The sequence below is a fragment of the Paenibacillus baimaensis genome (genome assembly GCF_025567575.1).
Genome location: NZ_JAOQIO010000107.1, coordinates 185,139 through 210,100, shown reverse-complemented (window position 1 = coordinate 210,100; position 24,962 = coordinate 185,139). Strand labels below are relative to the sequence as shown.

19 protein-coding genes are annotated in these 24,962 nt (G+C 45.3%); 17 read left to right on the top strand and 2 right to left on the bottom strand.

The features are described from left to right. Nucleotides 1-26 precede the first annotated feature (26 nt). Together OB236_RS31740 and OB236_RS31735 are read left to right on the top strand one after the other, a co-directional pair. Nucleotides 27-1,079, top strand: a complete 1,053-nt coding sequence (locus OB236_RS31740) for a LacI family DNA-binding transcriptional regulator (RefSeq protein ID WP_262687586.1) — start codon at nucleotides 27-29, stop codon at nucleotides 1,077-1,079. Between the two features lie 60 nt (nucleotides 1,080-1,139). Then, nucleotides 1,140-2,264 (top strand): glycoside hydrolase family 88 protein, encoded by a 1,125-nt coding sequence (locus OB236_RS31735; protein WP_262687585.1) that lies wholly within the window; start codon nucleotides 1,140-1,142, stop codon nucleotides 2,262-2,264. 40 nt (nucleotides 2,265-2,304) lie between these two features. Here OB236_RS31735 and OB236_RS31730 read toward each other — a convergent pair whose 3' ends face one another. Next, a complete protein-coding gene (locus OB236_RS31730) occupies nucleotides 2,305-3,264 on the bottom strand; it encodes a cation diffusion facilitator family transporter (protein WP_262687584.1) in 960 nt (319 codons plus the stop codon). Between the two features lie 594 nt (nucleotides 3,265-3,858). Between OB236_RS31730 and OB236_RS31725 the strand changes: the two genes are divergently transcribed. The 7 genes from OB236_RS31725 to OB236_RS31695 all read left to right on the top strand — a co-directional run bounded on the left by OB236_RS31725 (nucleotide 3,859) and on the right by OB236_RS31695 (nucleotide 14,126). Then, nucleotides 3,859-5,121 carry an MFS transporter gene (locus tag OB236_RS31725; protein ID WP_262687583.1) on the top strand — a complete coding sequence of 421 codons (1,263 nt, stop codon included), beginning with the start codon at nucleotides 3,859-3,861 and terminating at the stop codon, nucleotides 5,119-5,121. A gap of 164 nt (nucleotides 5,122-5,285) precedes the next feature. Then, nucleotides 5,286-7,604 (top strand): helix-turn-helix domain-containing protein, encoded by a 2,319-nt coding sequence (locus OB236_RS31720; protein WP_262687582.1) that lies wholly within the window; start codon nucleotides 5,286-5,288, stop codon nucleotides 7,602-7,604. Between the two features lie 70 nt (nucleotides 7,605-7,674). Continuing rightward, complete coding sequence (locus tag OB236_RS31715) at nucleotides 7,675-8,649, top strand: ABC transporter permease (RefSeq protein ID WP_262687581.1); 975 nt, start codon at nucleotides 7,675-7,677, stop codon at nucleotides 8,647-8,649. Nucleotides 8,650-8,662: 13 nt separating this feature from the next. Next, nucleotides 8,663-9,559: a carbohydrate ABC transporter permease gene (locus OB236_RS31710; protein WP_262687580.1), complete on the top strand. Its 897-nt coding sequence runs from the start codon at nucleotides 8,663-8,665 to the stop codon at nucleotides 9,557-9,559. Nucleotides 9,560-9,619: 60 nt separating this feature from the next. Next, on the top strand, nucleotides 9,620-11,194 hold the full coding sequence (locus OB236_RS31705) for an extracellular solute-binding protein (protein WP_262687579.1): 1,575 nt from the start codon (nucleotides 9,620-9,622) through the stop codon (nucleotides 11,192-11,194). A 44-nt stretch (nucleotides 11,195-11,238) separates the two neighbouring features. Beyond that, complete coding sequence (locus OB236_RS31700) at nucleotides 11,239-12,969, top strand: hypothetical protein (protein ID WP_262687578.1); 1,731 nt, start codon at nucleotides 11,239-11,241, stop codon at nucleotides 12,967-12,969. A gap of 41 nt (nucleotides 12,970-13,010) precedes the next feature. Further along, the gene (locus OB236_RS31695; protein ID WP_262687577.1) at nucleotides 13,011-14,126 is read left to right on the top strand and encodes an oligogalacturonate lyase family protein; all 1,116 of its coding nucleotides are present in this window, start codon (nucleotides 13,011-13,013) and stop codon (nucleotides 14,124-14,126) included. A 117-nt stretch (nucleotides 14,127-14,243) separates the two neighbouring features. Here OB236_RS31695 and OB236_RS31690 read toward each other — a convergent pair whose 3' ends face one another. Then, nucleotides 14,244-14,531 (bottom strand): hypothetical protein, encoded by a 288-nt coding sequence (locus OB236_RS31690; RefSeq protein WP_076232315.1) that lies wholly within the window; start codon nucleotides 14,529-14,531, stop codon nucleotides 14,244-14,246. Nucleotides 14,532-14,784: 253 nt separating this feature from the next. On the opposite strand from OB236_RS31690, the gene OB236_RS31685 reads away from it, so the two are divergent. The 8 genes from OB236_RS31685 (at nucleotide 14,785) to OB236_RS31645 (ending at nucleotide 24,961) form a co-directional block, all read left to right on the top strand. After that, nucleotides 14,785-15,669 carry a carbohydrate ABC transporter permease gene (locus OB236_RS31685; RefSeq protein ID WP_076232313.1) on the top strand — a complete coding sequence of 295 codons (885 nt, stop codon included), beginning with the start codon at nucleotides 14,785-14,787 and terminating at the stop codon, nucleotides 15,667-15,669. Nucleotides 15,670-15,693: 24 nt separating this feature from the next. Then, nucleotides 15,694-16,533, top strand: a complete 840-nt coding sequence (locus tag OB236_RS31680) for a carbohydrate ABC transporter permease (RefSeq protein ID WP_262687576.1) — start codon at nucleotides 15,694-15,696, stop codon at nucleotides 16,531-16,533. Between the two features lie 68 nt (nucleotides 16,534-16,601). Then, complete coding sequence (locus tag OB236_RS31675; protein WP_076232311.1) at nucleotides 16,602-18,368, top strand: cache domain-containing sensor histidine kinase; 1,767 nt, start codon at nucleotides 16,602-16,604, stop codon at nucleotides 18,366-18,368. After that, nucleotides 18,365-19,969 carry a response regulator gene (locus OB236_RS31670; protein WP_262687575.1) on the top strand — a complete coding sequence of 535 codons (1,605 nt, stop codon included), beginning with the start codon at nucleotides 18,365-18,367 and terminating at the stop codon, nucleotides 19,967-19,969. Before OB236_RS31675 ends, OB236_RS31670 begins: the two co-directional genes overlap by 4 nt. 111 nt (nucleotides 19,970-20,080) lie before the next feature. Beyond that, a complete protein-coding gene (locus OB236_RS31665) occupies nucleotides 20,081-21,436 on the top strand; it encodes an ABC transporter substrate-binding protein (RefSeq protein ID WP_262687574.1) in 1,356 nt (451 codons plus the stop codon). Nucleotides 21,437-21,522: 86 nt separating this feature from the next. Then, nucleotides 21,523-22,548 (top strand): Gfo/Idh/MocA family protein, encoded by a 1,026-nt coding sequence (locus OB236_RS31660; protein WP_262687573.1) that lies wholly within the window; start codon nucleotides 21,523-21,525, stop codon nucleotides 22,546-22,548. Then, the gene (locus OB236_RS39870) at nucleotides 22,545-24,332 is read left to right on the top strand and encodes a Gfo/Idh/MocA family oxidoreductase (protein WP_317259401.1); all 1,788 of its coding nucleotides are present in this window, start codon (nucleotides 22,545-22,547) and stop codon (nucleotides 24,330-24,332) included. The genes OB236_RS31660 and OB236_RS39870 overlap by 4 nt, the downstream gene beginning before the upstream one ends. A gap of 275 nt (nucleotides 24,333-24,607) precedes the next feature. Continuing rightward, nucleotides 24,608-24,961: a hypothetical protein gene (locus OB236_RS31645; protein WP_076232302.1), complete on the top strand. Its 354-nt coding sequence runs from the start codon at nucleotides 24,608-24,610 to the stop codon at nucleotides 24,959-24,961. The last annotated feature ends 1 nt before the right edge of the window (nucleotide 24,962 follow it).

The window sequence follows — 24,962 nt, the reverse complement described above, 5'->3', positions numbered from 1 at the left end:
AAATTATAGGTTGTAGGGGTGGTTCATTGAGCAAAAATCGTCAGATTACCATTGTCGATATTGCGGAAGCGGCTGGAGTCTCTATTGCAACCGTATCCAATGTGCTTAACCGTCGCAAGGTTCCGATGTCGGAGGGGACCATTCGTAAGGTTGAGAAGATTGCCGAAGAGCTTGGATATCGCCGAAACGTAATGGCCGCTAACCTGAGCCGCAGGAAATCCTTCGAGCTTGGGCTGATGATACCGAACTATGATGCTTATTATGGCCGTTTTGCTGAAGAAATGGAGCGGACCGCGCATCGCTTTGGTTATCATATGTCCGTTTTCTCTGCCGGTGGCTACGATCCCGATATGGAGAAACGTCATCTGGAAGTGCTATTGCAGCGCAGGGTTGATGGGTTATTTTGTCACGGGCTTGCAATGACTCCCGAAACGACGCGTCAAATTGTCGGCGACGGAACACCGCTCGTGCTGTTCAATGCCTGGGATTGGCCGCAGGATATAGCCATTCATGCCGTTAATCTTAATTTTGCGGATGGATGCGTGCAGGCTGTCCATCATTTGGTCGAGCAAGGCTGCGAAGCTCTGATCTATCTCAGCTCCATACGATCCAAGGCAACGAATGAGCAGCGGTTAAAGGGCTTTAGGCAAGGATTGGCTGAGCTGCATAAAGCGTCTGTGGCATCTGGAATTGTAGACCTGGGAGGCAAACCGATGGCAGAGCTGGTGAAGCAAACTCAGGAAATCAGTGGGGGAAAGGGACCCATCGGTATTTTGGCATTTGACGATCTCACAGCTCTTCGTTTCATGTCAGCCGTTCAGGAGCAAGGCTATCGGGTACCCGAACAGTACAAAATTTTTGGAATCAATAATGATCCTGTTTCCAGTGCTTGTTATCCGCCTATCTCAACACTCGATATTCCGTATAGCCAGCAGGCCCAATACGCAATTACGCTGATGCTTCGTCAATTGGGCGAGGAGCCGGACACGGATAAAGGGGTTCCCACGCTTCCCGATTCAACTGAGCATGAGCTGCGTATTCCGTTGACGATGCTGCCGCGTCTGTCGACTTCAAGTTAAAAGCTGGATCATCCGTTGTACCTATCTATAAAACTAATCGAATTAGGAGCGTGATTGTGCATGTGGAAGAAAGCAATTGAAGATGTATTGGATAAAACGAGAGCTAATATTAATCGGTTTGGCGATTTATTCCCGCATGTCAGCAATAATGGGAAATACGAGCTGAACGCGAACGATGAGTGGACGGACGGATTCTGGTCCGGTATTTTGTGGTTGTGCTATGAGTATTCCGGTGATCCTGTATTTAAAGAAGCTGCTCTTAGAACGGTAGAGAGCTTCCGCAGTCGTCTGGAATCGAACACGAAGCTCGATCATCATGATATCGGTTTTCTCTATTCGCTGTCTTCCAAAGCGCAATGGATTATTGAACGTGATGAAGCCGCGAAGCAATTGACGATTCAGGCAGCGGATGTGCTGCTGGCACGTTGGAGACCCAAGGGACAATACATCCAGGCCTGGGGACCGGAAGGCGATCCGGAGAATGGTGGTCGGATCATTATCGATTGCCTGCTGAATTTACCGCTTCTGTATTGGGCTTATGAGCAAACGGGTGATGAGAAGTACAAGGAGATTGCTGTTATTCATGCTGACAAATCGCGTCGTTTTCTGGTTCGTGGCGATGATTCCTCGTACCATACGTTTTATTTTGACCCGGAGGATGGCGAATCCTTGCGAGGCGGCACACATCAGGGTTATAAAGACAGCTCTACCTGGACTCGCGGACAAGCCTGGGGCATTTACGGCTTTGCCTTATCGTATCACTATACGAAAGATCCGTTATATCTGGAAACGTCCAAACGATTGGCAAGGTACTTTCTGGAACGTTTACCGGAGGATGATGTTGTATACTGGGACTTCGATGCTCCGATTCATGCAGATACGAAGCGAGACAGCTCCGCCTCGGCGATTACCTCAGCAGGTATCCTTGAATTGCTGACGCATTTGGAAGCAGACGATCCGGATCGCGCATTCCTTGAGGATGGACTCCAGCGTTCGATGAAAGGTCTGGTCAACAGCTATGCTACGATTGGACAACCGGATGCAGAGGGTCTGCTGGATCATGGCTCCTACAGCGTTCGCGGCGGCAATGCGCCGGATGATCATGTGATCTGGGGAGACTATTATTACCTGGAAGCGCTGGTTCGGTTGGAAAAGGGCATCAAGGGCTATTGGTACGATAGATAAGTAAAAATGGTTGTTGGGTAAAAAGGAACCTTCAGCTCCACTATAATAGTGGGTTTGAAGGTTCCTTGTCCTCTTCACGATGCAGTAAAAATTGCTTGCCATACTCTCCGTGAGGATGAATATTGGCATTCTCCATTTGAATCGTTGAATGCGTGATACCATACTGCTCCTTCAAGGTTTCGTTAATGGCCAGAATGATACAGAATGGCTGAATGTTCTCGTTGATGAATACATGAGCGGTCAAAGAGTAATGATCCGATGAAATCGCCCATAAATGCATCTCATGCACGTCCTCAACCCCTTCCACCTGTCCGATCGCTGCACGGACTTCATCCAGATTAAATTGCGTTGGTACAGACTCCATCAGGATTAAATAAGAAGCTTTAATGATCTTCAAACCGCCCATGAAAATAATAGCGCCGATACAAATACTGATTAAAGGATCAAACCACTGCAGCTGAGTGAAATAAATAAGTATGGCAGACACAATAACACCAACCGAGCTCAGTAAGTCGCCGATAAAATGCCATAACGCGCTCTGGATGTTCAAGTTGTTCTCTTCCTTCATGCTGCGGCTCAGTATGACCGTCAGTACAATATTAACAACCAGACCGATGGAAGAAATCACAAGCATCAGCTTGAAGTCAATCGGTTGGGGATTAATAAAGCGAGTGATGCCCTCAACAAATATCCCGACGGAGATAATCGCCAGAGCGAGCCCATTCAGGAAAGAAGCCACAATCTCAAAACGCAAATAGCCAAATGTAAATCTGGCATTGGGTGGATGTGTGGCCAAATAGATCGCAATCATGCTGAGTCCGAGCGCCAATACGTCAGAGATCATATGAGCAGAGTCAGATAACAGGGCTAAGGAATTGGACAGCAGACCTCCAATGATTTCGACTATAGTGAAAAAAAGCGTTAATATAAGTGTAAGCCACAATGTTTTTTTGGATTTGGATTGTTCTTTGACATGGCCCAGGTGATGGTAGTCATACATGAAGCTCGCCTCCTTAACGATTAAATAAACCTATGGATGGATTATACGTCAAGGTCTGAATTTTGGCAAATATTTTAATTGATACTGTTTATCAGCGTTTTGATAGTAATTATCACTGATTTGAGAAGTTTTATCATTGATTTACTCTGTTTTACTATCAAATACTTCAAATTTACTAATTCAATATGGCAAAACATTCGAATTTCATTTCGTTACTTAACATGATTAATAAGCGCTTTCAAAATTGTTACACAACTGAAATATATTTGTTATGGTTTTAACATCTTCGTCGTGTATTATAATAAACAAGACCCCCTTTTTAATATAAACACTTGAAGAGTCGCCCCGTTGGCGGCTCTCTTTTTTTGTCTGGAAGTGAAAAAAAGGCTGCCGACAGCTTATTTTTATATTGTAACTATTCCCAATTTAAGGTATTGTTCATATTAGAGAAACACGCATAAGCAGCCGGACTTCAATATTTTTTTGTTATTGTGGGACGTAAAATGTCTATATGGGTCAAATTATGTCCCGAAGGCAAAGTGCTCTACTTCGAAATACCTGTTAAGAACTGAAGCCAATTAGGGGGAGTCCAACATGTTGAAGGAAAAAAATTATGCGTGGATGCTGATTGCTTTACTGTGGTTGTTCAGTTTTTTTGGATCTATTGGTCGGTTTGTCCAGTCCTATTACCAGAATGATATTTCTGAATATTTAAGTGTAGGAAGAGCTTTTCTTGGCTTAACATGGTCTGTAAACATATTGATTTCGGCATTATGCGCACCTATCGGCGGTTTGTTGGTAGATAAATACGGATACAAAAAGATCATGCTGCTCACAGGACTTATAGGCAACATTGCCATACTAACCGTGTTATATGCAAATACCCCGGTAGGTTATTTTATCGGCTTCGGCGTCCTGTCAGGATTGGGAGGTATGAATGCATCTTCGATTTATGTTCTGGTAGCTGACTGGTTTAAAAATCATCGTGCCAAGGCTTTAATGATTGCAAGCAGTGCAAGCTCTCTGGGACTTGCCGTATTAACCCCTATTTTTGTTTACTATGAGGAATGGTTAAGCTGGACGAAATTGTACTGGATCTTATTTGTTATCGGTTGGGGATCGATTGTGTTTATCCTCTTTTTTGTCCGTACGAATCGTGTTGAGCAGGGTGCCGAGGCCGAGCATCATCAGGATAAGACAGTTCCCAAAGAGCTCAAACTGTTGGAGAATGCAAAAAGATGGATTCCTAATTTCATTCAGTATTGCAAAAATCCTACCCTTGTCGTCGTCATGATTGCTTTGTTTACGTGCGGCTTTAATATGGGAACGGTTGAGAGGCATTTTATTGCCATTCAGCAGGTTGCCCATGTACATGAGACCGTTTTTGCGTCTTCACTGAGCTTGCTTGGCTTGCTGGAAATCGCAGGAGGATTATTTTTCTCATTCCTGATTGATCGTATCAACAGATTGTTAGCCTTATCGATTTTATATTTCACTCGAATTATTGCATTTGGATTTTTAATGATGCATTTTGAATTGTCGCCGATCCTGTTTTCTCTGCTGTTTGGCGCAAGCTATTTGGGAGCTATTCCTGGAGGTATTCTTGTAGCAACGGAAGCTATGAAGACGTCCCATAAATCGATGGGACTTCAGACGGGCGTGTTGATCCTTGTCCATCATCTGGGTGGCGTTTTCTCTGGGTATTTGGGTGGTGTTAACTACGATTTATTTAACAATTATGATTTGCTTATAGCTGTTGATATCGGTTTAACTGCTTTTTCGGCTGCAGCCTACTACACCATATATAAAGCGAATAGAATGAAGCATAGCCATGGGGTGTCGCGTGAATTGTCGTGAGAGTAGAAATATTGAAGGACACGTGAAAATCCAACTATGGTTTGTAGGAAATGTCAATGCTATTATTAGTACAAGGTAAAATTTGTCTAGAGGCATTTCGTAGGTGTGAGTACATGTTGTCCATTCGATTTCAATCCCACTTTATTCTAAGGAGAGCCGACCGCATGCGCTTGTTACAAGGAAGTATTTCTGCAAGATTCAAGGTTATTTACGGACTGTTTTTTTTATTGATCATTTCATCGACCGTCTGGCTGTCCTATTTGAGCTCCAAGGGCAGTTTGGAGGAACAACTGCGCAACACGAATATTGCACTGCTGAACCTGACCCAACAAAAAATTGAAATGATGCTGAGGGAAATTGATACGAACACGATTAATTTTATTCAGGAGCCGGAGGTTGTTTTTTTTCTGAATGGCCGTTATTTGAATGATGAGCTGCGCTTTAATCATTTTCGGGTGTTGAATGACCGGTTTAAGACGCTGATGTTTGCTAACAGTAATATTTCCTCGTTCTATTTGTACTCGATGGAAAGCAAAAGCTTGCTGACCGGAACTATGTTCTCGGATGAAGCGGATTTTTATGACATGAAGTGGAAGGATGCTTTTATGTCGATGAAGGGGTACCAGCAGTGGCTGGATACGAGAAAAATCGCGGAGATTAACACCGGACTGCTGCTTGAAAAAAATGTGATTACCTTGGTTCGTTCATTTCCGTTGATCGGTATGCCGCAATTTCGTAAAGGGGCAATTATCGTCAATATCGAGGAGAGCACGATCTCCAATCTGATACAGGATGTGGATAAGCAGCGGGTCGGGCAAACCTTGGTCATGAATGAGCAGGGAATCATTATTTCCTCACAAAACAAGGAGCAATTGTTCCAGCATGTGAGCAGTATCAAGTGGGCTCCTTCACTGAGTGAATTATCGGGCAGCGGCTACGTGACTCATAATACGGACAACGGGAGCTACACGACCTTTTATTTGACGTCTGCCTACAACGGCTGGAAATATGTAAGTATCATTCCGAATCCGGAGATGAACCGTCCGCTGGAAATCATTCGTAATTTGCTGTTGGCTGTCGCGGTAGGCATGTTTGTGCTGGCGATCGTGATTGTATTTGCTGTAAGCAATTATACGTTCCGTCCCTTGGAGCGCTTTTTCCGTTCATTTACGGAGAAGAAGCTGGGTCAAGCTGGTGATTTGACGTATATGGAGAAATTTTTCAAGCAGGTTATTTCTGACAATGAATCCTTGCAAAAGCAGATGCATGAGAGCCTGCCAGCCTTGAAATGGCGATTGATTATGAGCTTGCTGATGGGAGACAAGACGAACTACAACCGGATGAAGCCGTATTTTGACACACTTGGTATTGAACTGAGCCCTGTCCATTTTGTCGTGATGACTATTGAGCTGGATCGTATCCAGGATATTGCCTCGTCTCGTGATGTGTATTTGTTCACCTATGCCATCAGCAATGTGGCTGAGGAGTTGGTAGACGGCGTATGCAAGGGTGTATCGGTGGAATTAACGGACGGCAGGGTTGCTGTCATTATGAGCTTCGAAGAGGATGATGGCCAAGGCAATCAGATTCAGGCGCTGCAGGTAGCCGATCTGGTGAAGGATTATGTAGAAGGCCATTTCAAGCAGACCGTTACGATTGGCATCGGTCGTCCTCATCTGTATCTGGATGGTATCCATGCTTCCTATCAGGAAGCGTTAAGCGCGCTAAAATATAAGCTCATTATGGGGGATAATACGGTTATATCGATCGACGATATTGCAGGCAACAATCTCAACGACAAATATTATCGGATTTCCGGTATGAGTGATGCCGTCGTTAACTTTATTCAGGAAACGGATAAGGTGAAGGTAGGCTTGCAGGTGGAGAAAATATTTGACGAAATTATCGCCAGCAACGTACCGCCAGAAATGATCAGGCAGATGTGTATCCAATTGATTATGAAATCGATCAAGGTGATCTCGGATAAAGGGATGGAGGTCAAGGAATTTCTCGATCCGAAAGAAAATATTTATAACCGGATTGAGTCCTGCGTAAGCGTTGACGATATCAAGAGCTATATCGCTGCGTTCCTGCAGCAGCTGATTGTCCACACTGAGGAGAAGCGCTCAAGCAGAGGTACCAATGATACCATCAAGCAGGTACAGGAGTATCTGGAGCAGCATTATATGGACAGCGATTTGTCGCTTAATTTGCTAGCTTCCCAATTTGGGCTGAGTGTTCCTTATTTAAGCAAGCTGTTCAAGGAAACGACCGAAACGAATTTTATGGACAGTTTGATTCAAATCCGGATGGAAAAATCGAAGGAGCTGCTGATGGATCCGAAGCGGAAAGTCAATACGATAGCAGAGAGTGTTGGGTACAACAGCACCCACAGCTATATCCGGATTTTCAAGAAATATACGGGGCAAACACCAGGAGAATTCAGGGAAAACCATAAAAAAGGTGCAGAGGATAAAAAGTGAACATTTTCAAATGGATCATCAACCGTTACGATGAGGGTGTAATCTTGGAGAACAGAAAGGAGGTGCAGCTTTGAAAACACAAATCGGCGGGGCGCCCGCAGAAGCGGGTCTACATCAATCGGCGCAGCCGACTCGAATGAAGCTGGCATGGAAATATCTCAAGCGGGATAAATATTTGTACCTGCTGCTGCTTCCGATATTGGCTTACTATTTTACTTTTAAGTACGCGCCGATGTTCGGAGAGATCATTGCATTCAAAAACTATCGGTTTGCCGATGGAATCTGGGGCAGCCAGTGGGTAGGGCTCAAGCATTTTGAGCGGTTGTTTACGAGTCCGGATTTCTTTAATGTACTGAAAAATACGCTGCTGCTGAATGTGTACAGCATTGTGTTTGCTTTTCCGGTGCCTATTGTACTGGCCATTATCTTGAATGAGGTCCGTGTTGAGTGGTATAAGCGGACCATCCAGAACCTGCTGTACATCCCGCATTTTATTTCGTGGGTTGTGCTGGGAGGTATCGTAATTGCGCTGTTGTCCCCTTCTACAGGTGTCGTCAACATTGCGCTGGTCAAGCTGCTCGGGATTGAGCCGATTTACTTTATGGCAAGCAACTTTTGGTGGCCGATCACGTTCATTTTGTCAGGAATTTGGCAAAATGCAGGGTGGGGAACGATTCTGTATTTGGCGGCCATGGCGGGTATCGATCCTCAGCTGTATGAAGCGGCCAAAATCGATGGAGCGAACAAGCTGAGACGAATTTGGCACGTAACGCTGCCTGGAATCCGTAGTACGATTGCCATTCTGCTGATTTTGCGCGTGGGACAAATGATGGATGTCGGCTTCGAGCACATTTATATTTTGCAAAATAAAGCCGTATATGAGGTATCCAATGTCATCAGCACGTATGTGTACCACGCAGGACTTGAAGGTATGCAGTACAGCTATACGACGGCTCTTGGACTGTTTCAATCGATTATCGGGTTGATCTTGATTGTAAGCGTGAACAAATTTATTAAAGCCATGGGTGAAAACGGGCTGTGGTAAAGGGGGAAATAAGGTGATAGGCAGACAGTCAATTAAGGTAAGAATCCTCTACGGCACGTTGTATACGCTAATGGGCCTGCTGGCTATGTTGACTTTGTTTCCATTCATCCACGTGCTGGCTACCTCGATGAGCGGTTCGCGCGCTGTGATGTCCGGTGAAGTGTTTTTATGGCCGAAAGAAATCAATTTTTCCTCTTTTTCGAATTTGATTGATGATGGTCAGCTGTTCAAGGCGATGCAAAATACAGTAGTCATTACAGTGCTCGGAACGCTATTTAATATTATTGCAACGATTATTGCTGCTTATCCGCTAAGCAGGAAACGGTTGAAGGGGCGGAATTTGATTCTGATGTTGATTACCTTCACGATGCTGTTTGGTGGTGGGCTGATTCCCAACTATATTTTGATCAAGACATTGGGGATTATGAATACGTATTGGGCATTATGGCTTCCAGGACTGTTGAGTACGTACAATTTCTTCGTAATGAAAACGTTTTTTGAAAATTTGCCTGCGGAATTGGAAGAGTCGGCAGCGATCGATGGTGCTAATGATCTGTTCATTATTTGGAAAATCATTCTTCCGCTATCGATGCCTATCATTGCAGCACTGACGTTATTTTATGCGGTGAGCTGGTGGAATTCGTATATGAACGTACTGATGTTTATTACGAGCTCGGGCAAGCTGTCCCTGATGGTCAAGCTGCTGCAAATGATTGATACGACCAGCCAGAATCTGCTCAATGCGAACGCTACAAGCGGTGGCGAGGGAGCGACGATGCAAAATCTCGTTACACCTGAGGGCATACGTGCGGCAGCCATCGTTATATCCGTTACTCCGATTTTGTGTATTTATCCGTTTTTACAAAAGTATTTTGTCAAAGGGGTATTGATCGGATCGATTAAAGGCTGATCCAGTTCCCAGCAGGGTAGTCATGCAAGGCTCAAACATACAACAAACGGAGGCGAAATCATGATGTTACACAAGAAACACATGGCTCTTATGCTGGCAGGCGCTTTGGCTATCGTGCCAATCGCTGCATGCAGTACAGATGGAGGAGACAACAAGAAGACGGATACGGCAGCGAACGGGACTGATAAAAAGAAAAAGCAGGAGGTCAGCATTACGATCCTGGATCGAGGACAGGTGGCCAGCGATGAAGGAACGTATGAAAGTAATCGTGTCACCAAGTACATCAATGAAAAATCAGGTATCAATGTCAAATGGGTGCCTGTCGTACGAACGCAATCCACGCAAAAGATGAATACGTTAATCGCTGCAGGCGAGGCGCCGGACCTGATGTGGGAATTTGGCCGTGACTATATGTCGACGCTGAAGGATCAGGGAGCTATTCAGCCAATCGACGATTATATTGAAAAATACAGTACCTCCTACAAAAATTATTTGAAAGCGCACCCGGAATTGAAGCCGTATACGATGTTTGACGGTAAAACCTATATCGCTACCAGTGCGCGGGGTGTCGATGCGATAGCTAACCATGCGATGTGGATTCGTCAGGACTGGCTTGACAAGCTCGGCTTAAAAACTCCAACAACGATGGATGAGCTGATGACGGTGATGCGGGCGTTTAAGGATAAGGACCCCGATGGCAACGGAAAAAATGATACGCTCGGCGCCGCCTTTAATTTTAATTACAACGGCATTGTTCAGGCGATGTTTGCTGCGCACAGCGGACTGTGGTATTTGGAAAATGACAAGATGGTTAAAGGAAACTTTACCGATCGGTATACAGATGTGTTGTCACTGCTGAAAACGATGTTTGATGAAAGCTTGGTCGATAAGGAATATATTACCGATAAGAATTACCAGAAGGAAAGACAGCTGTTAGTGACAGGGAAAGCGGGTGTCTACTTTTCCAGCTGGAATATTGCCGCCGAATATCGTGAGCTCAAGCAAAATGTGCCGGATGCCAAGCTGGTTCCTTTGGAGCCCGTGTCCACAAAGTACGGTAAATTCGGACTGTTTCAGGAGCCGCCTGCGAACAAGCTGATCGTATTTAACAAAAATATGAAGGACCCGGAAGCAGCCGTGAAGCTGTTGGATTGGATGATTGATAAAAATTGGTTCGACGTCAGATTTGGTCAAGAGGGTGTTCACTACAAGCTGGTTAATGGTGTGCCGCAAGCGATTGATGCCGAGAAAAATAAAAAAGAGCTGCTGTACGCACCTGAATATGCGGTATTGGACCAATACAGTCCGAAGCCGGAGGACTTTGCCGTGATGGCCGCACAGGATGCCATATCACAGGAATACGCCAAAATTCAGGGTGAATCATTAAAGGTTGCTATGAAAAATAAGTTTAGAAGGGATATCCCGTTTAACCCTACGTTCCCTGAGCTCAGTGAGACGGCGACAGCGTTCACACCACTGGCTGAGGAAATCGAAACCAAGGTCATCACAGGTGGCAATCAATATAATGCCAGTTGGGGGATTGAACAGCTGCGCAAGGAATGGAAACGTCTTGGCGGTGACAATGTCGATAAGCTAGCCCAGCAATGGTACGAGAAAAATTTAAAAGGCAAGTAAGCTTGATTATTTGAATAAGGGAGTTGTGCAAAGGGATCATGGTAATGGATCAAAAACAAATGCTGCTTAAACAATTGGATGTATGGAACGGACAATATAACCCAGAGGTGCAGATGGTGCGCAAGCCGTTCCATACCCCTGGCTACCACAGCACCCTGAAAAATGTCGAGTATACCCATCCTACACTTGCCGCTCTGGTATACGCGTTGGGACTGCTTGACAGCAGGCAGGCTGAATATACAGAGCGTGCATCCGGGATCATTAGTAAGGTGATCGGTCTACAGGATCAGAACCCGGAGAACTCTACTTATGGCATATGGTCGTGGTTTATGGAGGAGCCGCTTGAGATGATGGCTCCACCGGATTGGAACTGGGCTGACTTTTGCGGAAAACGACTTGTATTAGCTGAGCAGCGTCATGCCGACCTGCTCAGCCCTTCGCTGAGGGAGCAGATTAAGCAAGCTGTATGCTGCGCCTGCGATGCGATTATTAAGCGCAATGTAGGCCCCGGCTATACGAATATCGCGATTATGGGAGCATTTGTAACTCTAATTGCCGGAGAGCTGTACGGACATAAGCCGTATGCAGATTATGGACTTGAGCGGCTGCGCAAATTCAGTGATTATACGAAGGCTTTGGGCACCTTTCAGGAGTTCAACAGTCCGACCTATACGATTGTCGCGATACAGGAGCTGGCGAGCATACACACGGCAACGGTTAATGAGGAAGCCAGGCAGCTAAGTGCCGATATGCTGGATGTGGCATGGCGTATGACTGCCGAGCATTTTCATGCTCCAAGCCGCCAATGGTCGGGACCGCACAGTCGCAGCTACAGTACGGTAATGACACCAGAGGTGCTGTCATTTTTGCAAATGGCAAGCGGTGGCACGCTCTCATTGAGACCTAATGAGGACATCATCTACAATCTGGATTGGTATGGAAATGAAATTCATTGCCCCAAGGCGTATTTATCTGCATTCGAGCATACCGAAACGACAACGAATCGGCAGGTTATTCAAAAGGATGAGGCAGGCCATGCCTTGAATATTGCCACCACTTATATGAGTGGTGCTGTCAGTGTGGGCACATTTAGCAAGGATGTGATGTGGAACCAGCGTCGCAACCTGCTTGGCTATGTGAGGAACGGCGATAGCTTCAGCTATATGCATCTGCGGTTGCTGCATGATGGCTACGACTATTCATCTGCGGTGTACACCAGTGTGCAGGAGCAGGGCGATGTGCTGTTCGGTATCGGCTTCTGCACGAATGGCGGGGATACCCACATTGGTCTGGATCCCATTGATGGAACGATTGAAGCAGCCGACCTGCGACTTCGATTTGAAATTGGCGGAAGCCTGGAGGGTATTGAAGTCGAAGATTTTTCTGCCGATGCAGAGTCTGTGTCCGTTCGAATTGAGGATCAGACAATGCGTGTGAAGTTATTGTTTGCAGCGTTTGATGGGGAGCAGCCGGCATGGAAACTGGTTAGTGAACCAAATAAGCTGTGTCTGGACTACGTCATCTATGCGGGGGAAAGCAAGCGATTCTCGTTTATCCAAATCCAGCAAGCGCTGCTTATGTTTGCATTTCGCTTAACCGAAGGAAACATTGGCGAGCTGGATGCAACAGCTGAATATGCGGAGCATAAGGATGATGGTTCTGAAGAGGGCGCTAGTCGGGAGGTTCACGCCGAGTATCAATCGACTGGTGGTGCTGTGCTGCAGCTGCGGCTGCCGGTTAAGCCGACTGAGAAGCAGCAGATGCTGCGATCCTAGTAAATCTTGTGAGCTCATATCATGGGCAGGGAGGTATTGGCATGGCCAAAGGCACTATCATTCACAATGAATTTCACGGCATCACCGATTCATACACGGGTCAAACCTTGACCCGGCTTACCGCACCTGAGCAAGTGAATCATCATCCCTATTTCTATTACAAGATGATAACGAATGACAATCGCTATCTCATATATGCCAGCGAAAGGAATGGACAGCGCAACCTGTATCGGATGGATTTGCAGGATGGCTCTGCACTTCAGTTAACAGAAGGGGCAGGTGTTCATGACTTCGGCTGCAGTCTTACCAGCGATGATCGTTATCTCATTTATTGCCGTCAGCATCAAATCATCCGCATGGATATGGCTACATTGGAAGAGGAGGTTTTTTACGAAACCGAAGCGGGCTGGACACCAAATGCAAATCCGGGCTTAAGCTCGGACGATCGTTATCTGGTGCTTGTCGAAATCAATGATCGCGATGTGATTGCCAGCAAGGGGGATTGGTCCACCTTTGAATTACAGTGGGCGAAGCAGCCGCACTGCCGAATCATGTATATCGATATCGAGCAAAAGACGAGTCGAATTGTCCATGAAGAGCTGAACTGCTGGCTGGGACACCCACAAATTCGCCCCCATGATCCATCGACGATATTATTTTGCCATGAGGGGCCCGGTCACCGGATTGATGCGAGGCTGTGGCTGATTCAGGCGGATGGTACGAATCTGCGCTGTGCCAAGGAGCAAACCCATGAGGAATTGATCACTCATGAATACTGGCTCGCAGATGGCTCCAAATTCGCATTTGTATATCGGCATGAAGATTATGAATGGCACGAAAGTATTCGTTTTATGGACCCGGATACGTTGGAAGAGGAAATATGGATGGATTCATCCAAATATTGTCATTTTATATCCAATCATGATCATTCCAAAATTGTCGGGGACGGGCAGCTTCCCGAACAGCATTTTATTTATCTTGTTGATGTTCAGGAGCGCAAGGAATACAAGCTGTGCTCTCATGGAACCAGCTGGAAAAGCTATGGAAATACGCAGGATGCGCATCCACACCCCGCTTTTTCACCGGATGGCACATTTATTATATTCACATCCGATATGGAAGGGATTCCATGCATATATAAAGTAGATCTGGATTAGAAGTCAGGTGAATAATGCGCGAGTGACCGAATGAATAGACTGTTCCCGCAGCTGCATGCAGCCAAGGAACAGTCTATTTGTACTTTCTATGAACATGTTATGTCTAGCCAGGCTGAATCAGGGAGAACAATATTCAGCTTCATACACATAAGAAGAATATTCCGGGTACATGGAGACGTAATTATCAGCAGCTGTTTGTGCTTGTGTGAAGGTGCTGTAGGGTCCTAGTGTTGTTATTGCATGTGTTCCGCTGCTGTTGACAAGATCGATATCCGCAAAAAATTTGTATTGATTGCAGGTGCAAGTAGGACAATTGTATCGACCATCTGCCCAAGCTGGTGTAAGCGCTACCATAAATAAAGTCAAAGCAGCAAAAAGAGTAACCAGGTTCTTTTTCCTCATCATTCCATCGCCTCCTTTCCATAGTTTAATATAATAATAGCAAAATACATATTTTATAAAAATAGGTAATATTATATAAATATTCGACAAATTCTACTGATAGCAGATCAGTTGTTCCTCTATCAATGGGGGATTAACCCCAAAACACTGTATATTTTTATTATTATTTATAGATTTCCCTCATTTATTAATACCGCTAATCAAGCTAACATTTGATTATAAAACTACTAGATCAAATGATAGGGAGTGAACTGGAGTGGCAAAATTCAACAGATTTATTGAACCCATATGGGGTTATGTATTCATTTCTCCCTGGCTGCTGGGACTATTCGTCCTCACGATTGGACCGATGTCCCAATCCTTTTATTTATCGTTGACAGCGTACAACCTGCTGGAGCTGCCAACCTGGATCGGTTTTGGGAATTATCATGAAATTTTTACTGATGATAAAGATTTTTGGAAGGCGATGCAGGTAACCTTCACGTATGTAGTGCTTTCTGTGCCGCTGAAATTATTTTTTGCTTTAATGGTAGCTATGCTTTTATTTCGTGCGATACGCGGCATGTCCGTGTTCCGGGCGATATTTTATTTGCCTTCTCTGATCGGAGGCAGCGTAGCGATATCTGCGATATGGCGAAACCTGTTTGGTGCTGATGGTTTCCTCAACAAGTCATTGAGCATTGTGGGAATACAAGGTATCGACTGGATTAATACACCGGGGACGGCGCTATACACGTTAGTTTTGTTGGCCGTATGGCAGTTTGGATCCTCGATGGTTATCTTTTTGGCTGGACTGAAGCAAATTCCTCGGGATCTTTACGAATCTGCTTCTGTGGATGGAGCTTCCAAGATTCGTTCGTTTTTTGCGATTACGCTTCCCATGCTGACCCCCATCATTTTATTTAATCTGGTTATGCAAATTATTGGCAGTTTTCAAATGTTCACGCAAGCGTTCATCGTCACTAAAGGCGGGCCGATCAATTCGACATTGGTATATGCTTTGTACGTATACCAGAAAGCATTTGCTTACTTTAACATGGGTTATGCCAGTGCCTTAGCATGGATCCTGCTTATGATTATTGCCGTATTTACAGCATTGATTTTCTGGTCGGCCAAACGATGGGTTCACTATGAGACTTAACAAACATTTAATTATATGGATCGGATGGGGATTAGGGTGAAACGACAAAATCTAGTTCAGTATATTTTCTTGACCTTGTGCAGTATCGTGATGATTTACCCTGTCTTCTGGTTGGTGGGGAGTTCTCTGAAATCAAATGAGGATATCCCTAAAGCGAATTTGATTCCAAGTGAGTTTCATTGGGACAATTTCTCCAATGGCTGGACAGCGATTCCTGGCTTCAGCTTTGCGCATTTTTTTTATAACTCCTTTTTCATCGCAGTCCTTTCCGTGATTGGGACATTAATATCGAGCGCATTTGTTGCTTTTGGTTTTGCAAGACTGAACTTCCCATTGAAGAAAATGTGGTTCGCGATTTTGATGCTGACATTAATGCTTCCTGCACAGGTTACTTTAGTGCCGCAATATATTTTGTTTAAATATTTTGATTGGGTAGGGACGACACTGCCGCTGATTGTTCCGCATTTTTTGGCGGTAAGCCCGTTTTTTGTGTTCCTTATTATTCAGTTCATTCGTGGGATTCCACGAGATTTGGACGAATCCGCCAAGATAGACGGCTGCTCTACACCGGGGATCGCTTTTAAAATTGTACTTCCGCTCTGTTCACCAGCTTTCATCACGACAGCGATATTCAGCTTTATCTGGACCTGGGATGATTTCTTGGGGCAGATGATTTATTTGACAGATACTGCGAAGTACACGGTGCCGCTCGCTTTGCGTTTATTTCTGGACAACTCATCGGCTGTTACATGGGGACCGATGTATGCAATGTCGCTATTGTCGGTGATCCCTTGCTTTATCATTTTTATCCTTGCCCAAAAATATTTTGTGGAAGGCATAACCACTACGGGGATTAAAGGATAAGGGTTTACAAAAGGAGTTCACGGGCCTTATGCTAGTGCTAAATGGCTGGACAGTAGGTGATCTATATCATGAAGAATCCATTTAAAACCTTTTCATTCCAGGTAACTTTCTTTGCTTCCTTCATTATCATTTCAGCATTATTGATCATGCTTCTCGGTATTACAAGCTATTATATTACGAATCAGGAAGTCGTGGAGCAAACGATCTCTTCAAGAAAACTTTTATTGAACGAAATCAATAAACAGCTGGATATTCAGCTGCAATCCGTCGAATATGATTCACTTGTCCTCGCCAGTAACCCGAAGCTGATCCATTATTTGCAGCTCAGCGAGCAATCCTTCGAGCGGATTGGGCAAAATTCAGACATTGTGGATATGCTGAGCCGACCCAGCTATGTCAAAGAAGGCATTCACTCCTTACAGCTGTATGCCAAAGATACCAGCGTAGACAAGCACATTGCAGGCAGCGGCGTGTACGATTATCAAATCATCGAAAGAAGCTCCTGGTATAACGAGATCAAGGATGCCGACTACTGCTGGATAGGCACACACCCCGTTGAGGTAGGCAGCTATGCTCCCGAAGATCGGCTTGTTGTCAGCTTTGCCCGCAAAGTGCTGTCCCCCTCAGGCAAGGAGATCGGTATCCTTGTTGTGAATTTAAAAATGCCTTTTGTGCAAAAGATTGTTTCGAGCAGCGGCACCCATGTAAGCCGATTTGTGCTCGATACACATTCCCGGCTGATTGCGGAATTTAACGATGCGTCTGGAGAAGCCGTTACCTATGAGAGTCATAGGAACGAGCTGGCTGCTATATTGGCACAATCGGAATCGGAGCAATTTGCAATAGCGAAGCTGGAGAAGAAGGAATTAATCATCTGGAATAAGCAGGATCGAACGCTGTGGATAACGATGGACGTTATTCCCTGGGAGGATATTACCAAAGGAAGCCGCAGGATAGAAACCGTTATTTTAATTGCATCTGTCCTGTGTATTCTGCTCGCTATTATTATGGCGTTCTTATTATCCCGACAATTCGCTGCGCCCATTCGAAAACTGACTCATTCTATGAACCTAATGAAAATTGGCAAGCTGAACGTTCAGATCGATAATGATTATGAGAATGAGTTCGGACATTTGAATGCGAACTTCAATCAAATGACGGAGCGTATAGATCGGCTGATCGTTCAGGTGGAAGAGCAGCATCTGAAAAAAAGAGAAGCAGAGATCCAAATCCTGCAGGAGCAGATTAACCCGCACTTTTTGTACAATACTTTAGATATGATTAATTGGCATGCGATTGAATCAGGCAGCAAGGAAATCAGCCAAATGTTGGCTCTACTTGGCAAGATGCTGCGTATCGGTCTATCCAGCGGAGCTACCTTCATTACGGTGAAGAGGGAGCTTGAGCATCTGCATTGTTATGTGGAGCTGCAAAGAATCAGGCATAAACACAAGATTCAGTTCGATATCTCGGTACCGGATTCGTTAAAAACATACTACACGCCTAAACTGATCATCCAGCCATTTGTAGAAAATGCCCTGATTCATGGGCTTCATTCCCGTGGTGAGGGTATGATTAAGATTACTGGGTGGGAAGACGAACGGAGTATATATTTGGCCATTGAAGACAACGGAATTGGGATGGATGTGGGTGGTGCTGACCCAAGCAGAGAGCATAATGGCATACGTAATGTACATGAACGCATTCAGCTGTATTTTGGCGCAAACTTTGGGGTGCACTTGTATAGTCAAATCGATGTGGGAACCAAGGTTGTCTTGTCCTTGCCCAAAATGCTTACAGAGGCACCCAGACCTTACGAAGGAGAAGTTTCATGATCAAAGCGGTAATTATCGATGATGACATCACCACGATTCAGGGTCTTACTCGTAATGTGCGTTGGAACGAATTCGGGATTGAGGTGGTGGCAACCGCCAGGAACGGCAGAGATGGATTGGAGAAGATCCGGGTTCACCGACCAGAACTTATATTGACCGATATTTTTATGCCTGTGATGGATGGAATCGAAATGCTTAAAGCTGTACGCGAAAATGGAAATATGGTGGAAGTTATTATCCTGAGCGGATATGAGGATTTTAAATACGCTCAATCTGCAGTAAAGCTGAAGGTTAACGATTACTTATCCAAACCGGCGACACTCGATGAAATTGAACGTGTGCTTCAGGAAACGGCACTTAAAATTGAGAAAAGGGCGGCTTCCGAGAGGGAAGACAAGGAGCTGCGAGAGCTTCTGGAATACAACCTGCCGATCACGAGAAAGCAGATGTTTAAAGGGCTGCTTGAACCGGAATTTTGCCATACGCCATTTTATCGCAAAGTGTCCGAATATTTGAAGATCGATTTGTCCGGACAATATTTCACCGTTTTATTAATTGAATTTTTCATGAATCGGGAGCGGAGCTTTAAACCGAGCGATGTATCCCTGTTTGCATATGCTATCAGTAATATTGTGGATGAGCTGTCTCAAAGCAAGAAGGGCGTGTACGTGGCCGACATTCAGCGTAATTTAATTACGGTTATTGTCTCGACGCCGTCGCATGTGAAAAAGGACCATGTGAAGCTGCAGGTTAAGGAAATAGCGCACGAATTTTTAGAAAAAATACAAAAGTACTTAAAGCTGCAGGTATGGGCTTCTGTTGGCTTCATCGGGGATCATATTTCCGACATTCCTAAATCTTATTCGGCTGCTGTTGATTTGTTGGCGGAGCGGGAAGAAATGCGGAATAAGCAGCTTATCGTCGCCGAGGATGTTAAGGATTTGTCCAAAACGGTTACGCGCCGTCCCATGGAAAGCTATCAGGTTATCATCGATGCCGTTATATCAGGCCAAGAGGATTTGGTAGAGGAACGAATTACAGAGCTGACCAAATCGCTGCATAAGGGCGACGTGCCGAGCATTAGCGTGCTAAGGGAATTTTCCGTCGATATCGTTGGCATCCTGGCATTGGCTCTGTATGATCACGGCTTGCAGATCGAGGATATTCATGCCGGCTTCAACATGTACAAGGAACTTGAGCTTCTGTACAGCATTCCTGATTTTGCCGCCTGGCTGCGTGAGCTGCTGCTCCCGATCTGTGAGGTTATGAATCGAAGGAGCAGCCAGAAGCATCGCAAAACGATTGATTTCATCATGCGCTATGTGCAGGATCATTATGCCGAAGACATCACTCTCGATGTTTTGGCGGATAAGGTTTATTTGACCCGGAATTACTTGAGTCAGATTTTTAAGCAGGAAACCGGAGAAAACTACAACAGCTATATGACGCGAATCCGTATGGGCAAAGCCAAGGAGCTTATGCTCAGCGGCAACTATAAGATCTTTGAAATTTCTGAATTGGTCGGTTATAAGAACCATGCCTATTTCAGCCAATTATTCAAAAAACATACGGGATTAAATCCTTCCGAGTTTAATCATTAATAACAGTCCGTATATTTTCAATATATTTTGTAGATTTCTCTTATTCTATTAAAATCCACAAATTTTATAATAGTTAGGTAAGCAAGTAAATGGATAAGGGGTGTATCAACAATGGCTAGTCATCATGCAAGGAGCCGCACATTTTTCAGCTCGTTACTAAGTTTAACCTTATTAGGGGGCCTTATGGCCGGATGTGTTCCTACGGAGAAGAATCAAGCAACCACTACAGAGAAAGTCGATCCCAAACAAACACAAGCCCAGCAGAACGTGGAGCTGAGATTTGCCTGGTGGGGAAGTCAAGGACGGCACGACAGAACGCTGAAGGTCATTGACAAGTTCCAACAGCTCCATCCGAATATCAAAATTAAACCAGAGTATACGAGCTTTGATGGGTACTGGGAGAAGCTGTCCACCCAGGTGGCCGGCAACAATGTTCCTGATATCATGCAGATGAGTATTCTCTACATTAAGGAATATTCGGATCGTGGTGTGCTCGCCGACCTCACTCCTCAAGTGGGCAAGGAGCTCAAAATTGATGATTTGAATGCGGATGTGGTGAAGAATCAAGGAACGGTTAAAGGCAAGCTGACCGGATTGCCGGTTTCCGATAATGCCTCCGTCTTAATCTACAATAAAGAAATGTACCAACAGGCAGGGGTTGAGCCTCCGAAGCTCGACATGACCTGGAAGGAATATTTTGATAAGGCACGCGAAGTGAAGTCCAAGCTTGGAGATAAAATATACGGTGCATTCGATATGTCGACATCCTTGGAAGCCTACATGTATTATGTGTTTTCTGTCGGTGAGCAGCTTTATAAGGATAACCGACTCGGCTACACGGACCCGACGTTCACAAACTGGCTGAAAATGTGGGATGATGCCCGTAAGGAAGGCATTGTACCGCCAGCTACCATGACCGCTTCGTTCCTGCCAATCGGTAATGCTGATCCTAATAAGGATGGGTTAATGAAAGGGATTGTTCCCATCATGGGACCTCAATTTACAGCTACGTTCCCGGCATATGAGAATGTGATGAAGGATAAAATCGATATGGTTTCTTATCCGAAGGATAAACAATCCGGCAGTGCGATTTTACCGGCGATGTTCCTTTCCGCTTCGGCCAAAACGAAGTATCCGAAGGAAGCAGCAATGTTCCTTGATTTTTTCCTGAATTCGAAGGAAGCGGCAGATATATTGGAAACGGAAAGAGGCATGCCGGAAAATAAAAAAATGCTGGAGTACCTGACCGCGAAATTCAATGAGCGTGATAAGAAAATGGTGAAAATGCTGCAGCATGTGACCAGCGATAAACCTTCGATGTATGATGGTGGACCAAAAGGCACGGGTGAAGTGACCAAGCTGTTTGAACAAACAGTGCAAAAGCAGCAATTTGGTAAAGTGACCATTGATGAGGCGGTCGCTGATTTCCGTAAAGAAGCCGACAAAATCTTCGAGAAAAACAATTAATGGAATAATTTTACATCTAGAAGACTGTCTAACGATGGGCTTCTATCCTGTTCTGCTATTATATTTGGGTGAAATGGGGATTTACAATGATGAATGCTCGTCAGTTTTCAATTATTGGTTGTCAGCATGCGCATATCGGAATATTTATCAGTGAGATGCTTGAGCTCGGATATACATGTGCCGGAATCTACGAGGATGAGAATGTGGAGTTGGCACAAAGCTTTGCAGATAAATTCGGAATCCCTCTTGTGAAAGAGAAAGAAAGCCTGCTGGGTGAGTCGGTATCGATTGTCGGCTGTGCATCGATTAATGATCAAAAGATTAATGTGATTGAGTTATGTGAAAGCCATGACAAACCTATCATGATCGATAAACCGGCTGTTACGAGCACAGAAGGGCTTGAGCGGCTGAAGGCAGTGATCGAACGGGGGAGAATTCAAGTCGGGATGCTGCTTACCGAACGATTTCATCCCGCAATCTACACCTTAAAGAAACAGATTGATCAAGGGGTACTGGGCGATATCGTCTCGATCGGCATGCGCAAGCCTCATCGACTGGATGCAGCGAAAAGACCCGCGTGGTTCTTCTCCAAACAGCAGTCTGGCGGTATCCTGATTGATCTGCTGGTGCACGATTTCGATCTTTTGCGATGGTTGACCGGTAAAGAAATAGAAACGATTAACGGGTATGTCAGCAAAACGATTTTGCCTGAATACCCGACTTTCTATAACACGGCCAGCGTACAGGTCGTCATGAAGGAATGTATCACTGCCCAGCTATATACGGATTGGCACACGCCAAGCCAGAGCTGGACTTGGGGGGATGGCCGTATCTTCGTAACAGGTACCGAAGGTTGTGCCGAGCTCCGTCTGCAAGGCGATCCTCTGTTGCAGAAGGATACCGTTATGATCCAATTGACGAATCAATCGCCTATGGGATTGGTTCCACTTGAACAGCCGAAGCATTCCATTACAAGCGACTTTATACGGCGTATTCAAGGAGAAAATGCTACTGTGTCTCAGGATGACATTCTCAAGACGTCCGAAGCGACCATCACGGCGGATGATCTTGTTATCCATTTAAATACGCAGGAAAGGAAGCGACAGGTATGAGCACAGTAAAGAAGACCAAATTTGGCATTCTGGGATGTGGTGTCATTGCCGAGATTCATGCAAATGCCATCCACGAGATCGAAGAGGCGGAACTGGTTGCCATATGTGAAAAGAATGAGGAGAAAGGAAAGCAATTTGCAGAAAAGCATGGAGGTCAGCTGTACGTACAGCTCGAGGATATGCTGCAGAATGATGAGATCGAGGTTGTTTGCATTTGTACACCAAGCGGATACCACGCTGAGCAGACACTGCTAGCCGCAAGAGCGGGCAAACATGTGGTGGTGGAGAAGCCCATGGCGATCCATATGGAAGATGCGTATCGGATGATTCGGGAATGCAAGGAGCAGGGTGTTCTGCTTGCGACGATTTTTCCAAGAAGAATGTCTCCCGCCGCCCAATTTGTTAAGCAGTTTATCGCTGATGGCGGACTGGGAAAATTAAGTCTGTGTGATGCCTATGTGAAAATATACCGCAGCCAGCAGTATTATGACAGTGCCGGCTGGAGGGGGACATGGGCGATTGACGGGGGCGGTTCCATGATGAATCAGGGGATTCACACGGTTGACCTGCTGCAATGGCTGGTGGGTCCGGTCAAATCCATCTATGGACGAGCAAACACGATGTTAAGACAAATTGAGGTAGAGGATACCGCCGTTTCCCTGCTCAGCTTCCATAATGGCGCCATGGGTGTCATGGAAATCACCACAACGGTATATCCTGACTTAGGCCAACGGCTGGAGATCCATGGGGAACGGGGAACCCTCATTTACAAGGAAGACGACATTGAGCTGCTAAAGGTGAATGGTGAAGAGCTGGAGATCCCTGCCTTTGAGCCGTTCCAGGTTATCCCTGACGGACACCGTCTGCAACTTCGCGATATGGCTCTGGCTGTTCAGGAACATCGCGCACCGATTATCCCAGGGGAAGAAGGTATTCATGCGCTTGAAATCATTCTGGGTACCTATGAATCTTCTAACAGGCAGAGTGAAGTCGTGTTGGATAAACCGCATCAAAGTCTGAAGGTTGAAAATTTGCAGGTGAACGTATATAGAGGAAGACGCGAATTAGGCGCAGCGGCTGGACGACAGGCGGCACAGGCCGTACGCAAACGACTTGCGGAGCAGGAGCGTGTACGTATCGTATTTGCAGCAGCCCCTTCTCAGAATGAGTTTCTGGAACAGTTAAGCCGAGAGGAGGGTCTCGACTGGGAGCGAATCACTGCATTTCATATGGATGAGTACATAGGGCTGCCGCAAGGATCGCCTCAGCGCTTTGCGGAGTTTCTGAAAAGTAGCATTTTCGATAAAGTGAACCCAGGTGTTGTGCATCTCATTGATGGCAGCTTAGACGCAGAGATGGAATGTCACAGATACGCCGAGCTGTTGCAGGAGGCACCGATCGATTTTGTCTTTCTCGGTATCGGAGAGAATGGACATATCGCCTTTAACGATCCGCCGGTAGCGGACTTTGCAGATCTGGCTATCATCAAACCTATTGTACTGGAGGATGCATGCCGACAGCAGCAGGTGAATGACGGATGTTTCCCGGAATTGCAATCAGTGCCTACGCATGCGCTTACTTTAACGATTCCTGCCCTGATGTCTGCGTCTGAGCTGTTTTGCATGGTCCCTGGCCTGACTAAACGGGAGGCCGTTCACCGTACATTAAACATGCCGATAACGACAGCCAATCCGTCTACTATTCTTCGTACACATCCCAGTTGTACACTTTATGTAGATCAGGATTCGTTTGGGGAATCGTTATTATCCGTGTTATCGAAGTAAACTTTATAAAAGGTGGTCCTATCTTTGGGGGTGGTGTTACGGACAAACATCCCACCAAGTGATGAGCGCCTTTTTTGTTTTTAATTGAAGCTGCTTTGCATATCATACTTTCATCCTGGTATTATTAAACGGAGGATCATAATAAAAGTGGTAAATAAGGCCTAATAAATGGTAATCATTGTCGATTAATAGTGGATTTTGGTAGCACTTTCATGTATATTTAATACATATTTATGAAAGTTCCCCCAAGTCAAAATAGTTTAAGGATGTTATTGATGAGAAATAAGTCTTCTTATTCCCGAAAAGCTAATTTGTCCATGGTTATCAGTGAATTCGAACTACCCCCCATGCAGGATTTATTAATCATCGGCAAGCAGGCTCCAGTGGGACCCGAAGCTGTTATGCGCATGGCGGAAGCGCTCTCCCCAGAACAATTTACAGTATTAAAGATTGATCACCCCAAGGTGGAGGGAATATTAATTCGTCGCTCCTTATTGGAAATGATGGATCAGCAGCTACTACTGGAAATTATTATGGAGGAAGCCGATTGTATGGTGAATGAATGCATGGTATTGCGAGCCGAGTTGAAATTTACGATGTTCGTTGAGCGGGAGGTAGAATTAAATTGAA

What these genes read in the sequence shown, in the direction of transcription:
- OB236_RS31725 (WP_262687583.1), top strand. Translation starts at nt 3,859, where the DNA reads ATGTTGAAGGAAAAAAATTATGCGTGGATGCTGATTGCTTTACTGTGG.
- OB236_RS31730 (WP_262687584.1), bottom strand. Translation starts at nt 3,264, where the DNA reads ATGTATGACTACCATCACCTGGGCCATGTCAAAGAACAATCCAAATCC.
- OB236_RS31660 (WP_262687573.1), top strand. Translation starts at nt 21,523, where the DNA reads ATGATGAATGCTCGTCAGTTTTCAATTATTGGTTGTCAGCATGCGCAT.
- OB236_RS31695 (WP_262687577.1), top strand. Translation starts at nt 13,011, where the DNA reads ATGGCCAAAGGCACTATCATTCACAATGAATTTCACGGCATCACCGAT.
- OB236_RS31670 (WP_262687575.1), top strand. Translation starts at nt 18,365, where the DNA reads ATGATCAAAGCGGTAATTATCGATGATGACATCACCACGATTCAGGGT.
- OB236_RS31735 (WP_262687585.1), top strand. Translation starts at nt 1,140, where the DNA reads ATGTGGAAGAAAGCAATTGAAGATGTATTGGATAAAACGAGAGCTAAT.
- OB236_RS31700 (WP_262687578.1), top strand. Translation starts at nt 11,239, where the DNA reads ATGGATCAAAAACAAATGCTGCTTAAACAATTGGATGTATGGAACGGA.
- OB236_RS31675 (WP_076232311.1), top strand. Translation starts at nt 16,602, where the DNA reads ATGAAGAATCCATTTAAAACCTTTTCATTCCAGGTAACTTTCTTTGCT.
- OB236_RS31705 (WP_262687579.1), top strand. Translation starts at nt 9,620, where the DNA reads ATGATGTTACACAAGAAACACATGGCTCTTATGCTGGCAGGCGCTTTG.
- OB236_RS31665 (WP_262687574.1), top strand. Translation starts at nt 20,081, where the DNA reads ATGGCTAGTCATCATGCAAGGAGCCGCACATTTTTCAGCTCGTTACTA.
- OB236_RS31680 (WP_262687576.1), top strand. Translation starts at nt 15,694, where the DNA reads ATGGGGATTAGGGTGAAACGACAAAATCTAGTTCAGTATATTTTCTTG.
- OB236_RS39870 (WP_317259401.1), top strand. Translation starts at nt 22,545, where the DNA reads ATGAGCACAGTAAAGAAGACCAAATTTGGCATTCTGGGATGTGGTGTC.
- OB236_RS31690 (WP_076232315.1), bottom strand. Translation starts at nt 14,531, where the DNA reads ATGATGAGGAAAAAGAACCTGGTTACTCTTTTTGCTGCTTTGACTTTA.
- OB236_RS31720 (WP_262687582.1), top strand. Translation starts at nt 5,286, where the DNA reads ATGCGCTTGTTACAAGGAAGTATTTCTGCAAGATTCAAGGTTATTTAC.
- OB236_RS31645 (WP_076232302.1), top strand. Translation starts at nt 24,608, where the DNA reads ATGAGAAATAAGTCTTCTTATTCCCGAAAAGCTAATTTGTCCATGGTT.